The sequence below is a fragment of the Streptomyces sp. NBC_01283 genome, assembly GCF_041435335.1.
In the GTDB taxonomy this organism is placed as follows: Bacteria; Actinomycetota; Actinomycetes; order Streptomycetales; family Streptomycetaceae; genus Streptomyces.
In genome coordinates this window covers 2376337-2392026 of the sequence record NZ_CP108430.1, presented here as the reverse complement: position 1 = coordinate 2392026, position 15690 = coordinate 2376337, and the positions used below count along the sequence as shown (strand labels likewise).

Below are 15690 nucleotides of genomic sequence, written 5' to 3'. Positions count from 1 at the left end.
ACGCGTGCGTCTACGCTCTGGGCATGGACGTACTCGCAGGCTTGCTGGAAGGCCCCCGCGCGCGAGGAGCCTTCATGATCCGCGCGTGCTTCGACCCGCCCTGGTCCGTCCGCATCGCGGACGAGGCGCCGCTCTCGGTCATGATCATGGTGCGGGGCACCGCCTGGATCGTGCCCGACGACGGCGAACCCCAGCTGATCCGTCCCGGCGACGTCGCCATCGCCCGCGGCCCCGACCACTACACGGTCGCCGACGACCGGACGCGCAAGCCCCACGTCGAGATCCAGCCGGGCGAGGACTGCGTGCCCCTCGGCGACACCCCGCCCGACCGGTACCGCGACCTCGGCCGGCGCACCTGGGGCCAACTGCCCGACGGCCCCGCGGAGATGCTGATCGGCACCTATCAGGCGCGCGGCGAGATCACCGGACGGCTCCTGGACGCGCTGCCCCAGCTCCTCGTCCTGCCCACCGAGGTGTGGGACTGCCCGCTCACCCCGCTGCTCGCCGACGAGATCGCCAAGGACGAGCCGGGGCAAGACGTCGTGCTCGACCGGCTGCTCGACCTGCTGATGATCGCCTCGCTGCGCGCCTGGTTCTCCCGGCCCGAGGCGGAGGCCCCCGCCTGGTACCGCGCGATGGGCGACCCCGTCGTCGGGCAGGCGATCCGGCTGCTCCAGGACGACCCCGCACACCCCTGGACGATCGCCGAGCTCGCCTCGAAGGCGGGCGTGTCGCGGGCCGCGCTCGCCCGGCGGTTCACCGAACTCGTGGGCGAGCCGCCGATGGCGTACCTGACGGGCTGGCGGCTCGCGCTCGCCGCCGACCTGCTGCGGGACAGCGAACAGACCATCGCCGCCATCGCCCGCCGTGTCGGGTACGGCAGCGCGTTCGCCCTGTCCAGCGCCTTCAAGCGGGTCTACGGGGTCAGTCCGCAGGAGCACCGCTCCCCGGCCGCCTAGCCCCTGGGCGGCGTAGCCTTGAAGACGTGTCGTACGAGACCGTGGAGTACGCGGAGCGGCCGTCCCGGGTCGCGGGTGCGGTCCTGTGGACCCGTACCGCCGGTGGCTCGGACGCCCCTGTCTACCCCGTCCTGCCCGACGGCTGCATGGACCTGCTGTGGAGCGGCGGCAGGCTCCTGGTCGCGGGCCCCGACACCCGCGCGTACCGCCCCGAGCCGGACGGCGCCGCCCGGTACGTGGGCATCCGCTTCTATCCCGGCACCGCCCCCGCCTTCCTCGGCGTGCCCGCGCACGAGCTCCGTGACCGGCGCGTCGACCTCGCCGACCTGTGGCCGTCCGCCGAGGCACGCCGGCTGACCGAGCGCATGGACGCGGCCCGCGATCCGGCGGCCGTCCTGGAGTCCGTCGCCCTGGCGCGGGCGGACGGTGCGGGACCGCCCGACCCACTGCTCGCGCACGTCGTCAAGGCACTGGACGCGGGGCGGAGCATCGCGTCGACCGCCGCGGAGGCGGGCATCAACGCCCGCCTCCTGCACCGGCGTTCACTTGCCGCGTTCGGCTACGGACCCAAGACGCTGGCCCGTGTGCTGCGGCTGCAGCGCGCGCTCGCCCTGGCCAGGGGAGGCCTGGCGTTCGCGGAGACCGCGGCGGTCTCGGGCTTCGCCGACCAGGCCCATCTGGCGCGTGACGTCAAGGAGTTGACGGGCATGCCGCTGGGCGAACTGCTCAGCCCGCGGCCTCAGTAGCCAGCGGCGCGAACAGGTCGACGCCGTTGCCGTCCGGGTCGAGGACCGAGGCGTACCGCTGGCCCCAGAAGGCGTCCCACGGCTTGAGTTCACCGTGGTGTCCGGCGCCCACAAGCTCCGCGTACACCGCGTCGACGCCCTCGGGGGTCTCGCAGTGGAAGGCGAGCCCGATGCGGCCCGCGCTCCGCGGCGGCTCCCAGTTCTCGGTGAAGGACCTGATGGTCTCCTCGGTGTCGAAGGCGATGCGCAGACCGCCGGGGAGGGCCGCCTCGACATGCGGCTGGTCCTCGGAACCCGGGGGAAACTCCAGGCCGAGGCGGCGGTAGAAGGCGAGCGTGGCGGCCATGTCGGAGACGACGATGCCGACCAGATCGAAGCGGGGTGTGAGGTGCGTGTTCATGCCTCGCAGCGTAGGCAGCCGCCCCGCGCCCGTCTTGAAGAAAACGGACGCCGCGCCACTCCTTGCCGCCGCCCGCGCACGGTCGTACATGTGGGCAAGGCACATGCGTGCCGCCCGTACGGAGACGAGGGGAGTTGACTGCTATGTCCGCCATGCCCACGGCGACCGATCTCGGCAAGCACCCGGTCAGTCCGGTCCGCCTGGAGGGGCGGTACGACGCCGGTCTTTCCCGCTGGCTCTGGCTGGTGAAGTGGCTGCTCGCGATCCCGCACTTCATCGTCCTCGCCTTCCTGTGGGTCGGCGCCCTCCTCGTCACCTTCGTCGCCTTCTTCGCCGTCCTGATCACCGGGTCCTATCCACGGCTGCTGTTCGACTTCAACGTCGGTGTGCTGCGCTGGAGCTGGCGCGTCGAGTACTACGCGTACGGAGCGCTCGGCACCGACCGATATCCGCCCTTCTCCCTGGGTGACGTCCCCGACTACCCGGCCCGCCTGGACATCGCCTACCCCGAGCACCTCTCCAGGGGGCTCGTGCTCGTCAAGAGCTGGCTCCTGGTCGTGCCGCAGCTCCTGGTGGCGGCGCTGATGTCGGGCGGCTACCGCTTCAACGGCGGCCTCACCGGGCTCCTCACCTTCTACGCGGGCGTGTCCCTGCTCTTCACCGGCCGCTACCCCCGCGGCATGTACGACCTCAACATCGGCCTGCACCGCTGGGTCGCGCGCGTCATGGCCTACGGCCTGCTGCTCACGGACGTCTATCCGCCCTACCGGCTGGACCAGGGAGAGCGGGAGCCCCTCGGCTGAGAGCCTTGCTCCGCCGTGCTCTCCCGGTGCGAGAAGGTGAACGTGAACTCGGCCGGTGCGGCGTGGAGTTCATACCGTGGAAGCACCCCGGGACCGCACGACTGAGAGCCGATGCCGTGCTGCCCGTGGTCGAGGTGGACCCACACCGTGTCGCCGGGGACGAGATCCGTGCGGTGCGTGGCCGCGTCGAGCTGCTCCGTCGTCCAGCGGCGTGCCGTGAACCAGAACGCGGGCTCGCCGGCGACGCGTACTCCCTCGCCGGCGAAGTCCGTCCGCAACTCGGCCCAACGGACGTCCGGCCGGGCGCCGTTCTCCTGGGGGCGGACGTACGGGGTCTGCATGCGGTCCACCGGTGCGAAGTGCCGGCCGGTGAAGGATGCCGCTGCCGTGTCCGGATAGGCCTCGTCGCTGCCGCCGAACCAGTGCGCGTACCCGTACGCGGCGGGCAGTCCGAGCCGGATGCCGAGGCGTGGCAGCGGCACCGTCCACTCGCCCTCGGGCACGACGGAGACGGTGAGGCGCAGGTGGGCTCCGTCGGACGTCCAGCGGTAGACGGTGCGCAGACCGATGTCGCGCGCGGCGGGCGCCACGCGGGTGCGGACGGTGAGCGTGTCGTCCGACGGCTCGACCGCGTCGAGCCGGTGCTGCATCCGGTGCAGGCCGAGCTCGCGCCAGACGAGACCGTTGCGCTGACCGCCCTGCCAGGACGCCCCGTTGTCGTTGTCCGTGGGGGCGCGCCAGATGTCCAGGCGGGGTGCGCTGGACAGCGGGATGTCGTGCAGCGTGAGCAGCTCGCCGGTACGGGCGTCGAAGGTTCCGGGGCCGAGGGTGATGAAGTCGCCGTCGCGCGCGGGGCGTTCACCGGTGGCGGGCCGGAGGGAGGGGCGTGGCGCGACGGGGAACTCGGCCCGCGCGACGAGGTGGTCCAGCTTCGTCCAGTTGCTCTCCACGCCGACCGCTGCCGTGACGTGCAGGAAGGCCTCGGAGTCATGGGCGGCCAACGGTGCGTCAGGCAGCTTCAGTTCGACGGAGTCACCGGGGCCGAGCTCCGCTGGTACGGCCAGTTCGCCGCCTTCGAAGGGTGCTTCGTCGTCATCGCAGATGTACGACCACTCGAAGGACAGGTGGGACAGGTCCGCGAAGTCGTGCAGGTTGGTGACCCGGACCGTCCCCGCGTCCTCGTCGTACGCGAAACGCACCGGCTGGATGACCCGCGCGTACGCGTCGAGGCCCGGTGACGGCAGCCGGTCGGGGAAGACCAGGCCGTCGCAGACGAAGTTCCCGTCGTGCAGCTCCTCGCCGAAGTCGCCGCCGTAGGCGTAGCCGAACTCCGGGTGACCAAGGCCGTGGTCGATCCACTCCCAGATGAAGCCGCCCTGATTGCGCTCGTGGTTCTCGAACAGCTCCTGATACTCGCGCAGGCCGCCCGGGCCATTGCCCATCGCGTGCCCGTACTCGCAGAGGATGAAGGGGAGTTGACGCCGTTCCGGCGGCCCGTCGGTGTCCGCCCGGTGGCCGATGCGCTCGACCTCGGCATGGTCGGCGTACATGCGCGAGTACATGTCGGTGTCCGCGCAGGACCGGTCGCCCTCGTAGTGGATGAGGCGTCCCGCGTCCCGTGCGCGGATCCAGCGGGCCATGGCGGTCAGGCCCCGGCCCGTACCGCACTCGTTGCCGAGGGACCAGATGATCACCGAGGCGTGGTTCTTGTCGCGCTCGACCATGCGGGCCGCGCGGTCCAGGAGGGCCGGCGTCCAGCGGTCGTCGTCGACGGGGTTGTCGCGCCACCCCTGCTCGGTGAAGCCGTGGGTCTCCAGGTCGCACTCGTCGATGACCCACAGGCCCAGCTCGTCGCAGAGGTCGAGGAAGGCGGGGTGCGGCGGATAGTGGCTGGTGCGGACCGCGTTGATGTTGTGCTGCTTCATCAGCCGGACGTCCGTGAGCATCGTGTCGAGGTCGAGCGCGCGGCCCGTCTCCGGGTGGAACTCGTGCCGGTTCACGCCGCGGAACAGGATCCGGCGGCCGTTGACCTTGATGACCCCGTCCTCCACGGCGACCGTACGGAAGCCGATGCGCAGCGGAACGCGCTCGCCCGCCGTGGCCAGGACCCCGTCGTACAGCCGTGGCGTCTCGGCGGTCCAGGGCTCGACGGCCACCGTCACCGACTCGCCCGTGGCGACGTCGACCCCCAGCTCGGGCACGGTGACCCGGCCGTCGGCGTCCGAGTCGACCCGCAGTGTCCCCGTCCCCGCGACGTGGTCGTACGAGGCGTGCGTGAAGAAGTCGAGCGCGCAGCCCTCGGGGCGGTGCAGCAGGGTCACGTCCCGGAAGATGCCCGGCAGCCACCACTGGTCCTGGTCCTCCAGGTAGGAGCCGGACGACCACTGGTGGACGCGGACCGCGAGGACGTTGCCCGAGGGCTTCAGGAGGTGGCCGACGGTGAACTCGTGCGGCAGCCGCGAGCCCTTGAACTCGCCGAGTTCCGTGCCGTTCAGCCAGACGCGGGCGCAGGACTCGACACCGTCGAAGCGGAGTGTGCCGCCGCCGGTCGCGGGCCAGTGGGCGGGCAGGTCGAAGGTCCGCAGGTGGTCGCCGGTCGGGTTCTCGGTGGGCACGCGGGGCGGGTCGACCGGGAACGGATAGACCATGTTCGTGTAGATGGGTGCGCCGTGGCCCTGCAGCACCCAGTGGCCGGGCACCGCCACGGTGTCCCAGGACCTGGCGTCGAAGCCGTCCGAGGCGAAGGAGTCGTCGGCGGTGTCGGCGGCCGGGGAGAGCCGGAAGTGCCAACTGCCGTTCAGGGAGAAGGAGATGGCATCCGATCGCGCATACCACGCGCGGGGCGGGAGGCTGCCGGAACCGGGGGATACGTCCTCGAAGTAGGGGAGCTCCATGGCTTCCATCAGACAGCGGGGAGGTGGGACGTCACAACAGTCACGCGCCGAGGGTTGTTGGATTCTCGGCGGCTGGGTTGGACGAAAGGTGCATGGGATGCGGATTTCGTCGTATGCCGTCGATGTCTCGGCTGTAATTCGTTGATGTATGGCATTTCATGCGCGATATCGGTAGCTTGCGGAGGTGTGAACACCAGCAAGCAGCAGACCACGCTCGCGGAGACCGACCGCACCCGCCACAGCCGCCTGCGCGAACAGGGCAGCCTGGACCGCGCCGACCTCGAAGCGATCCTGGATGCGGGGTTCATCTGCCATCTTGGCGTCGTCATCGACGGCCACCCCATGGTGGTGCCCACCGTCTACGGCCGCGACGACACCCAGCTGTATCTGCACGGCTCGGTCGCCAGTCGCAGCCTGGCCACCGACTCCGGCGCGACGATATGTGTCACCGTCACCCACGTGGACGGCCTGATCCTGGCCCGCTCCGTCTTCGAGCACGGCGTCAACTACCGCAGCGCGATGATCTACGGCGTCCCCCGCAAGGTCACCGACCCGGACGAGAAGCTGACGGGCCTGCGCCTGCTCACCGAACACGCGGCCCCCGGCCAGTGGGACCACGCCAGGCGCCCCAGCCGCAAGGAACTCGCCGCCACGACGCTGCTCGCGCTCTCCCTGGAGGAGGCCTCGGTCAAGACGAGCGCGGGCCCTCCGGACGACGGCGAAGGGCCGGACGCGGAGCTCGGCATCTGGGCCGGAAACCTTCCCCTGACGGCCAGTTGGGGCACCCCGGTCACCGACCCGCTGCTCCCGCCGGGCATCGCCGTCCCGCCGCACATCGCCGAGCGCGGCGGGACGCGGCACGGCTGATCAGGTCAAGGCTTGACGGAATCAGGCGTCCCGCAGCCGTGCGCCTTCGCCGAGCCTTCCGCGAAGGCCCTGAGCGCGGCGCGCTGATAGGCCCGGTCGGCAGGCGTGGGCTTGTCCTTCTCGTCCCGTTGGTACGAGGGGGAACGGGACCCCGGCGGCTCGACGGTGAACAGGGCGCGCTCACCGCCCTTCTCACACTCCGCGCTCACCCAGTAGCCGCCCTCCGGGAGGCGGCCGGAGGGCGCCACGCCGGGGATGCGGTCCTGCGCCATGTAGTCGTAGCGGTCCTGGTAGCGATACCGCTCGTCCTGCGCGTACGGGCCGTAGGAGGCGCTCAGCCGATAGTGCCCGCCCACGTCGTCGGTCGACCTGGCGACCGGCAGGCCGTCTCCCCTCACCGTCCCGGGTCCCAGTACGCAGACCTCGACCGGCGTTCCGCGCCGCGAGCCCTCCCATGCCCGCGCGACCTCGGAGCCACGCCCCGGAACGCCCCGGCAGGACGCGGTGGCATCGGCCGGCGGCACCGCCTCGTCCGAGTTCACGGGCAGCGCCACCGTGCGCGGGGGCTTGCCCAGGTCGGCGTCGCAGCCCCAGTGGCCGGAGGCGTTCGCCGCCGTGGTGGTGGCGATCCTGGCGAAGGCGGTGCGCTGCCGGGGGGCGTCGAGGGTCACACCTTCGTCCTTGGCGTCGACCGTGACCAGGAGCCCGCCACGGCCGCGCGCGCAGTCGAGCACGACGGCGGTGGTGGCCGACGCCTCGCCGCCGCTCGCCTCGTCCGCGGAGAAGACGCCGTTCCAGCCGGGGCCGACCGCGACCGGCGGCAGGGAGGGGTACACGTCCGGGTAGACCCCGTCGTACTCGCCGGTGAAGTCCTCGCGCCGCCGCTCCCGCGCCGCGAAGCCGGTGTCGTCCTTCGCTACCCGCTCCGGCACCGCCCGCACGTTCACCTTCACCGAGCCGACGCGCGTGGATGTGCCCGTGGGGTGCTCGGTGTCGCGGGCGATCGTGCAGTCCACGCGCAGCGAGGCATCGCTCAGCTCGCCTTCCGCCCGGTCGCGCGTATCGTCCTGGAACGGCCCCTCGCCCAGTACGTCACGCACTTCGGCGGCCGGGAGCACCCCGTCGCAGGCACCGGCCACCAGGCGCTGCGCCACCCACCGGTCGTAGCCCCCGCTGAACCAGAAGTACCCGCCCGCCACCAGCGCGAGGGCGAACACCGCCCCGGCCGCCGTGGTGAGCTTCCTTCCCGCCCCGGACCGCCAGGTCAGCCCTGCCACTGCTCCACCTCTCCCATGATCTCCGTGTCACGGCAGTGCGAGCGCCGGGGCCAGCCGTCGTCCGCGGCCAGATAGCGGTCGAGCACGGCCCGCGCGTCCGCCGAGATCCGCTGCCATTCCTTCTTGTCCACGACGACCTCGTCCTGGTGCCGGAAGTCCAGGGCGGGCGTGACCGTGACCCGGTGGAACGTCGGACCGCCGTCGCACACCGACCGCGCCCAGAGCGCGAGCAGCGGATCGTCACCCGGCATGTCAAAGGTCAACTGGCCCTCAGGGCCCCGCTCATGGCGGCTCTGTTCGGTCCCGGGGACGTATCCGCTGTCGCCGAAGCTCTCGTACGCGCCCGGCGCGAGGACACCGGACCAGCTCTGAGCGCCCGCCGCCGTGACCTTCAGATCGGTGGCCCAGCCTGCCGTGTCGTCCCATTTACCGCCGCACGCCCCCGCGCGCTCGCTGTACACCGTGTCGTTCTCGTCGAACCGCCAGTCGCCCCGCGCGAACCGCAGGGCCTGGGGGGAGAGCCAGTCGCAGAGCGCGTCGGCGCTCTTCGGCTTCCCGGCATCGGCCAACGGCTCTGTGCCGCAGCCCTGTTCACGGCTCACCCAGTCGGCGACCCGGACCGCGGTACGGGACGCCAGGAGCTGGTCGGACCTGGGGATGTCGTACTCGTTGTCGGCGCGTGAGGGCAGGTCCACGGAGACGAGCAGGTCCTTCGACGGCCGGACCCGACCGCTCAGCCCCTTCGGGCACTCGGTGAGCAGGGTGGCCGACACCTGACTGCCGTCGAGCCGGTACTCGCTGGAGCCTGTGCCGCCCAACGTGCCGCTCGGCAGGGGCAGTTCGAAGTCTCCGGTCGGCGCTTGGGTCTTGCCGAGCACGGCCTCGGCCCGGACCCGCACCTGTGCGTCAGGCTCACGGCCGCCGGCGTCACCGCCCCATGACAGCGTGCAGTCCAGCAGCGCCCTGCTCTGCTGCCGTGACGTCAGGAGCGTGCCGTACTCGTCCAGTACACCCGCCGAGTCGTCCGGCACGAAGGAGCTCAGCTGCTGGGGGAGCAGGCCCGCGCAGGCCCGGTTCAGCTGGTCCCGGTTGGCGGCGATGCGGTCGTCACGCCCCTGAGACTGCGAGACGGCGATCCCGGTCCCGGTGGCCGCGAGCGCGAGTACGGCCACTCCGGAGACCATCAGCCACGTACGCCTCCGGACCTCACGCACCCTGGGCATGGCGCTCCCCTTCCCCCGCGAGCCACGTCACGACGACAGGTCGAGACGACTCGTCTTGGCGAGACGTCGAGATGACATGTCAAGATCAGAGGAGTGACGCTATCAACCGGGGGCGGGCCTCCCGGACGAGGGTCAGGCGAGCTTCAGTTCCCCGGAGATGACCCGCCGGGCCACCGAATCGAGTGACTCATCCACGGCGTACGCCCGCGCCCGGATGAGAGCCAGGGCGTCATCGACCGAACTGCCCGTCTGATAGGACAGCACGCCCGCGGCCTGGTGGACCACCGCCCGCAGATCCGTGCCGCCGTACAGGCCCGGATCCGCGTCCGGGCCGAGCAGGACGGACTTGGTCAGCGCGTCGGCGACGGCGTCGAAAGCCCCGGCCCGGACCAGTGCGGGCGGGGGATCGAAGACGGTGAGTGCCCCGAGGCAGCCACTGGGCACCCGCAGCGGCAGCGCGGCGACCGAGCTCAGGCCGAGAGCCGCGAGGCCGGAGCCATAGCCGGGCCAGCGTCTCTCCAGGTCCGCCCCCGACGCGTGGACCGCACGGCGGCTGCGGGTCGCGTCACGCCCGGGGCCCGAAGTCAGGATGTACTCCAGATCTTGGGCGCCGCGGGAAGGCCGGTCCGAAGCGGCGACCGCGAGCTGATTCAGATCCACCCCGACGAGCGCGAGCGCGGCGCTGAGCGTCCCGCAGGCCTCCGCGACCCCGGCCATGAACAAAGGGCGGTGTTCTTCCTCGCTTCCCGCGCGAGGAGTGTTGGTGCGGCCCGCCGCCCATGCCCTTACCCGGCGGGCGTACGTCTCCTGGAGCCTGGCCGCCGTGCGATGCCGCTCCTCGACCGCGCGGTGCCGCGTCGCCATCTTCGCGTGGAACTCGCGTCCGGACTGCGCGTAGAGCCTCTCGTGCCGCTCGGCGGTCACCGATGCCAGCGTCGCGCGTTCGCCCGCCGATACAGCACGCTGCCAGGCGGCGTCCGCCCGGCCGTCACCTGAGCGTGAACTGTCCTGCATGGCGCTCATGTTCACAGAATACGACCGGGGCCGTCAGCTGCCCTCCCCGTTGGCGACGTCTTCCATCAGGAGGACGACGCCGCCGTTGTGGCCATCGAACGGAGAACAGATGATCGAACAGTTGATGCTCCGCCCGATGCGGTTCACAGCCGGGATCGTCACCGGGCCCGCGCGCTTACCGGACGCGACGCACTCCTGGACGATCCCGCGCAGGCTGTCGGTGGGGAGCCCGAAGTCCAGGGCGAAGAAGTGTTCGCCAAGGACCTCGTCGGGCCGAAGCCCCCACAGGTCGACCGCGCCGCGGTTCCAGCTCTTGGCCCGCATGTCGGCGGAGAGCACCACCACCCCCGCCGCGATACTGCTCACCACGCCCTCCAGGAAGGCGCGGGCCTCGTCCAGGTCGGTGGTGCGCAGGCGCATCTCGTCGTTCATGGTTTCGAGCTCTTCGTTGCCGGACTGGAGCTCTTCGTTCGTCGTCTCCAGTTCCTCGTTCGTGGACTGGAGCTCTTCATTGGTGGTCTCCAGCTCCTCGATGCTCGACTGGAGTTCCTCGTTGGTGGTCTCCAGTTCCTCGTTCGTGGACTGGAGTTCCTCGTACGCGGTCTCCAGATCCTCGCGTACGCGCTTCACCTCGGCCTTGAGCTGCATGGCCAAGGTGACGTCCGTGAACGTGATGTTGGTGGCGACCGGAAGGCCGGGGCCGCTCACGATCGGCTGGATGACGATGTCGAAGTACTGGATCTCGTTGCCGATGCGCCGCTCGGCGCCGTTCACCCGCAAGGTCCGGCGCTCATGGATGGCCTGGTCGATCAGGGAGCGGAGCTCGGTGGGCCGGTAGGAGAGCTCCAGGTCCTGGAAGGGGCGCCCCACGTCATGGGCCGTGAGGCCGAACTGGGATCGGGCCTCGTTGTTGATCACCACCAGAATGCCGTCGCCGTCCAGGGCGACAGCGGCACCCGGAGCCGCGTCGAGGATGAGGTCGCGCAGCTGGCGGGTGCGTGTGGCCGCCTGCATCTCGATGCCCACACCGGGTCTGATCTTCACGGGAATCGAGGGGTAGGGAGCGGCGCTGCCGCCCGGCCGGCGCCGGAAGACGCGCTGGCGGATGCTGACCGCCTCGAACCGCTCACTGTCATTCAGGAGCATCTCGGCCTTGCCGAGGAAGAGGTAGCGGCCCTCGCGCAGGGCGAAGTGGAAGCGGTCGACGATCTGGGCCTGCGCCTCGACGTTGAAGTACATCAGGGCGTTGCGGCAGACGAGGAGGTCCAGGCGGGAGATCGGGGCGTCGCGGGTGATGTCGTGGCGGCCGAAGATCACCCGGCGCCGCAGGTCGGGGCGGAAGACGTATTGGTTGTCATGCTCCTCGAAGTACTTGTCGCGCAGCTCGACCGCGAGCGATTCGAGGCTCCTTTCCGGGTACTGCCCGGCGCGGGCATCGCGCAGAGCCTCCTCGTCGACGTCCGTGGCGTAGATCTTGACGCGGTTCAGGCTCTCCTCGATGCCGAGCGCCTCCGCGAAGATGATGGCCAGGGAGTATGCCTCCTCGCCGCTGGAACAGCCCGCGCTCCACACCCGGATCTCGTCGTCGGCACCCAGGTCCGCGATCAGCTCCGGCACCACCTCACGCTGGAGAAGCTCCCAGGCTTCCGGGTCGCGGAACATGGAGGTGACGTTGATCAGGATCGTGTTGAAGAGAGTGCGGAACTCCACCGTGTCGGCCTCGAGCAGATCGCGGTAGTCGGCGTAGTCACGCGTGCCGACGTCGTCCATCCGCTTGCGGATGCGGCGGCCGAGAGTGGACCGCTTGTAGCCGGTGAAGTCGAATCCCCGCGAGTCGCGGATGAAGCCGAGCAGGTCTTCCAACCCCTGGTCGACAGCTGGGCCGGGCGCGCGCTCGGGGTGTCCGGCCCGCGGCTCGGCGCCCTCATCGGTACCGGCGCCGGACGACTCACTCATCACTGCCTCTTGTCCTCGACAAGTCCGCGAACCGCCGCGGCGATTTTCTCAAGACGGAGTACGAAGTCCGCTGCTCCCGTGTCGACCGCCGCCCGGGGCATCCCCGCGAACTGCGCGGTCTCCGGATCCTCGACGATCACGGTGCCGCCCCGGTGCTTGACCGCGGCCACGCCCATCGCGCCGTCCACGCCCGTGCCGGTCAGGACGCAGGCGATGGCCCGCGACCCGTACGAGTCGGCCACTGACTCGAAGAGCAGGTCGGCGGAGGGGCGCACGAAGTGCACGGGGTCGCTGCCCGACAGGGCGAGAACCCCGTCGGGCCCGACGAGAAGGTGCAGGCCGGGCGGCGCGAGATACACCGTCCCCGGCTCCACGTGCTCCTGGTCCCCCGCCAGCTTCACAGCCAGCTCCGTGCGCCGCGAGAGCACCTCGGCGAGGAGGGTCCTGTGGCGTGGATCGAGGTGCTGGACCACCAGCACGGGCACGGTCAGTTCAGGGCCGAGGCCGCCCAGGAGGGCTGCCAGGCCTTGGATGCCGCCGGCTGATGACGCGACAGCCACGACGGCGTACGGCCCTGAAGCGTGCTGTTCCGACATCACATGACGAGCCTAGCCGCTGGTGGTCCGGCAAGCTGCACATGGACGGCCGGGCACCGGCCCTTGTCGACGGTCGGGGCATCTGCTTGACTCCGCCCGCCCCGAACGCCGGAAGACCCGGACGCCAAAGGACCAGAGCACCAGAACGCCACATCGCCAACGCACCGGCGGAGGACGCCATGGAGATCACCCGCAGACGCCTGTTGTCCGCTCTCTCGGCCGCCGGTCTCCTGGCGGTGATCCCCACGCTGCCGGCGAGCGCCGCGGCGGCCGCCGCGGACACCGCGCGCCTCCTGGACAACACCGTGGCGGTCTTCGCGGGGACCACCGAGTCCAACGCGCGCCCCGAGACGGCCGCCAAGCTCGCCGCGATCGACAGGACCGCGCGGACGAACCTGAAGTCGATGGACGACGCGGGCGAGGGCGAGCTCTTCGCGGGACTGACGCTCGGCACGGACGACGCCAACCTCAACACGGCCTTCAAACGGCTGTACGAGATCGCCCTCGCGACCCGCACCCCGGGCTCCCTCTCCGACCTGCACGGGAACACCGGCGTGCAGCACCGCGTGATCGACGGCCTGGTCTGGCTGCACGAGCGCCACTACGGCGACCAGTCCAAGGGGTATTACGGCAACTGGTTCAACTGGGAGATCGGCATCTCCCAGCACGTCAGCAAGACCCTCACCCTGCTCGTCGACGAGGTGCGGACCTACCGGCCCGCCCTCATCACCACGTACGTCGCCTCGATGGACGCCTATCTGCGCAACGGCACCGACGGCGACGTGAACCTGGACTCGCGGTTCCACACCGGAGCCAACCTCGCCGACATCACCACCAACCGGATCCTCCAGGGCGCGCTCCTCGGTGCCGGGGGAGAGGCCCGCATCCGCAAGGCCCTCACCGACCAGCTCACGGTCTTCGTCACCATCGACCCCTACCGCCTGAACCACGGCGTGACGGACGGCTACTACGCCGACGGCTCCTTCATCCAGCACGCCTCCGTCGCGTACACGGGCTCGTACGGAAAGGGCCTGCTCACCCGGGTCGTGCAGACGCTCAAGATCCTCGACGGCACGGGCTTCGCGCACGGCGAGGAGCTGGTGCCGACCGTCCGGGGATGGGTGCGCGACGGCTTCGCGCCGCTCATCTTCGAGGGCTGGATGATGGAGATCGTCAAGGGGCGCGCGGTGTCGCGACCGGACGGCGGGTACACGGATGTCGCGGTCGTCGTGGAGGCCGTCGTCGACCTCTCCTCCCTGTCCACGGGCGCCGAGGCCACCGCCCTGAAGAGCTATGTGAAGCACATCCGGTCGACCTCGCGCGCCGCCCTCAACCCGACCGGCTTCGTCTCGCCGGTCAGCATCGTGCGCTACGCCGACATCATCGGCGACGCGTCGGTGCCGCCCGCCGACCTGAATCCCGCGTCGCGCAGCGTCGCCTTCAACGCCATGGACAAGACCGTCCACCGCAGACCGGGCTACGCCTTCGCGCTCGCGCGCAGCTCCGACCGGATCAGCAAGTACGAGTACATGAGCGGCGAGAACCTCATGCCGTGGTTCCAGGGCGACGGCGCTTACTACCTCTATCTCTCCGGCCAGGACCAGACGCAGGCGTACGGGGTCGACTACTTCACCACGGTCTCGCCGTACGGCCTGGCCGGGGTCACCGCGCCGGTCGAGCGTCGCGGGACGATCCCCGAGCTGTACGGAAAGCCGTACTACGACAACCCCGGCCACCCCCTGAACTTCACCTCCTCGTCCGAGTCGCAGAACAAGTACGTCTACTTCCCGCGCGGCACGAACCCGTACTCGGGTGGCGCCGTCCTCGGGGCGTACGGCGCGGCCGGGATGGTGCAGTCCAGCGATGTCGCCTTCCGCGACCGTGCGTTGCTGCCGGACGACTTCGTGGTTTATCGGAACGCCACGGCGACGAAGTCGTGGTTCCTGCTCGACGACGAGATCGTGGTGCTCGCCGCGGGGGTGGGCGACGGCGCGGGGCGCGCCGTGACGACGACGGTCGACGCCAGGACCGCGGCGCCGGACGACCAGGTCTCCGTGACGGGGGAGCTGCGTGACGGCCGCCCGTGGACCGGCGCGGGCACGGCCGACCTCCGGTGGCTGCGCTACGCCAACGCCACGCTGCGCACCTCCGTCGGCTACGTCTTCCTGGACACCCCGCAGGTGCGGGTAGCCCTGGACAAGGTCACCCGGAGCCGCCGGGTCGTCCGCACCGCGAACCCGGACACCGCGGTGACGCGCACGGTCCTCGGCGTGACGGTGGACCGGGCGGCGGGCGCCCGGCCCGTCTCCCTCGCCTACGCCCTGGTGCCGAACGCGGGCGAGGCCGGGCTGAGGTCGTACCGGGGCGGGCAGCCGCTGAAGGTCCTCGCGAACACGGTGCGGCTGCAGGCGGTCGGCCATGCCGGGCTCGGCCTGACCGCCGCGAACAGCTTCACGGCCGGCCGCCACGAGGCCGCCGGTCTCCACATCGACGGCCCGGCCTCGGTCCTCGTACGCCGCGAGCGGCGCGGCCCGACGACCGTGGCGGTGTCCGACCCGACGATGAACCGCGACAGGATCAGCGTGCTGCTCCGCGGCCGTCCACTGCGGGCGGCGCGGGCCGACGAGGGGGTGCGGGTGAGCCGGGCCCACGGCGGGACCCGGATCGACGTCGACACCCACCACGCGTACGGGCGGAGCTTCACGGTGACGCTGCGGGACTGACGGCGGCCGGGCCGCCCGCGGCGCCCGTGCCGGTCCTCATTCGTCGAGGGTGACGGCCTGCACCGGGCAGGCCCGTACGGCCTCGCGCACCAGCGGGTCGCCGCCGCCGTCCTCGCGCCCGGGGAGCACCTCGCTGAAGCCGTCGTCGTCCTGGGTGAAGACGCTCGGGGCGGTGAGCGCGCACATGCCCGCGCCCACGCACCGCTCCGTGTCTACCTTTACGCGCACGCTC

13 protein-coding genes are annotated in these 15690 nt (G+C 71.0%); 5 read left to right on the top strand and 8 right to left on the bottom strand.

Annotated elements, in window-relative coordinates; all coding sequences use genetic code 11:
* Nucleotides 1-23 precede the first annotated feature (23 nt).
* On the top strand, nucleotides 24-959 hold the full coding sequence (locus tag OG302_RS10840; protein ID WP_371526596.1) for an AraC family transcriptional regulator: 936 nt from the start codon (nucleotides 24-26) through the stop codon (nucleotides 957-959).
* Between the two features lie 26 nt (nucleotides 960-985).
* On the top strand, nucleotides 986-1705 hold the full coding sequence (locus tag OG302_RS10835) for a DUF6597 domain-containing transcriptional factor (RefSeq protein WP_371526595.1): 720 nt from the start codon (nucleotides 986-988) through the stop codon (nucleotides 1703-1705).
* On the opposite strand, the gene OG302_RS10830 is transcribed toward OG302_RS10835, so the two are convergent.
* Entirely contained in the window at nucleotides 1686-2105 is a 420-nt protein-coding gene (locus OG302_RS10830) for a VOC family protein (RefSeq protein ID WP_371526594.1), read from the bottom strand. The two genes, OG302_RS10835 and OG302_RS10830, sit on opposite strands and share 20 nt — an antisense overlap.
* A 143-nt stretch (nucleotides 2106-2248) precedes the next feature.
* Between OG302_RS10830 and OG302_RS10825 the strand changes: the two genes are divergently transcribed.
* Nucleotides 2249-2908, top strand: coding sequence for a DUF4389 domain-containing protein (locus OG302_RS10825; protein WP_371526593.1), 660 nt, complete (start codon nucleotides 2249-2251; stop codon nucleotides 2906-2908).
* Here the strand turns inward: OG302_RS10825 and OG302_RS10820 are convergent.
* Nucleotides 2869-5802, bottom strand: coding sequence for a glycoside hydrolase family 2 TIM barrel-domain containing protein (locus OG302_RS10820; RefSeq protein WP_371526592.1), 2934 nt, complete (start codon nucleotides 5800-5802; stop codon nucleotides 2869-2871). The two genes, OG302_RS10825 and OG302_RS10820, sit on opposite strands and share 40 nt — an antisense overlap.
* Nucleotides 5803-5988: 186 nt before the next feature.
* On the opposite strand from OG302_RS10820, the gene OG302_RS10815 reads away from it, so the two are divergent.
* Nucleotides 5989-6669, top strand: a complete 681-nt coding sequence (locus OG302_RS10815; RefSeq protein ID WP_371526591.1) for a pyridoxamine 5'-phosphate oxidase family protein — start codon at nucleotides 5989-5991, stop codon at nucleotides 6667-6669.
* Nucleotides 6670-6674: 5 nt separating this feature from the next.
* Here OG302_RS10815 and OG302_RS10810 read toward each other — a convergent pair whose 3' ends face one another.
* The 5 genes from OG302_RS10810 to OG302_RS10790 all read right to left on the bottom strand — a co-directional run bounded on the left by OG302_RS10810 (nucleotide 6675) and on the right by OG302_RS10790 (nucleotide 12735).
* Complete coding sequence (locus OG302_RS10810) at nucleotides 6675-7946, bottom strand: hypothetical protein (RefSeq protein WP_371526590.1); 1272 nt, start codon at nucleotides 7944-7946, stop codon at nucleotides 6675-6677.
* Nucleotides 7934-9169 carry a hypothetical protein gene (locus OG302_RS10805; RefSeq protein ID WP_371526589.1) on the bottom strand — a complete coding sequence of 412 codons (1236 nt, stop codon included), beginning with the start codon at nucleotides 9167-9169 and terminating at the stop codon, nucleotides 7934-7936. Before OG302_RS10805 ends, OG302_RS10810 begins: the two co-directional genes overlap by 13 nt.
* A 132-nt stretch (nucleotides 9170-9301) precedes the next feature.
* Entirely contained in the window at nucleotides 9302-10192 is an 891-nt protein-coding gene (locus OG302_RS10800; RefSeq protein ID WP_371526588.1) for an ANTAR domain-containing protein, read from the bottom strand.
* A gap of 24 nt (nucleotides 10193-10216) precedes the next feature.
* Entirely contained in the window at nucleotides 10217-12139 is a 1923-nt protein-coding gene (locus tag OG302_RS10795) for a CheR family methyltransferase (protein ID WP_371526587.1), read from the bottom strand.
* Complete coding sequence (locus OG302_RS10790) at nucleotides 12139-12735, bottom strand: chemotaxis protein CheB (protein ID WP_371526586.1); 597 nt, start codon at nucleotides 12733-12735, stop codon at nucleotides 12139-12141. Before OG302_RS10790 ends, OG302_RS10795 begins: the two co-directional genes overlap by 1 nt.
* A 179-nt stretch (nucleotides 12736-12914) precedes the next feature.
* Here OG302_RS10790 and OG302_RS10785 point away from each other — a divergent pair, with 179 nt between their 5' ends.
* Nucleotides 12915-15458, top strand: a complete 2544-nt coding sequence (locus tag OG302_RS10785) for a polysaccharide lyase family 8 super-sandwich domain-containing protein (protein WP_371526585.1) — start codon at nucleotides 12915-12917, stop codon at nucleotides 15456-15458.
* 36 nt (nucleotides 15459-15494) lie between these two features.
* On the opposite strand, the gene OG302_RS10780 is transcribed toward OG302_RS10785, so the two are convergent.
* Nucleotides 15495-15686, bottom strand: a complete 192-nt coding sequence (locus OG302_RS10780; RefSeq protein ID WP_371526584.1) for a ferredoxin — start codon at nucleotides 15684-15686, stop codon at nucleotides 15495-15497.
* Nucleotides 15687-15690: the final 4 nt, after the last annotated feature.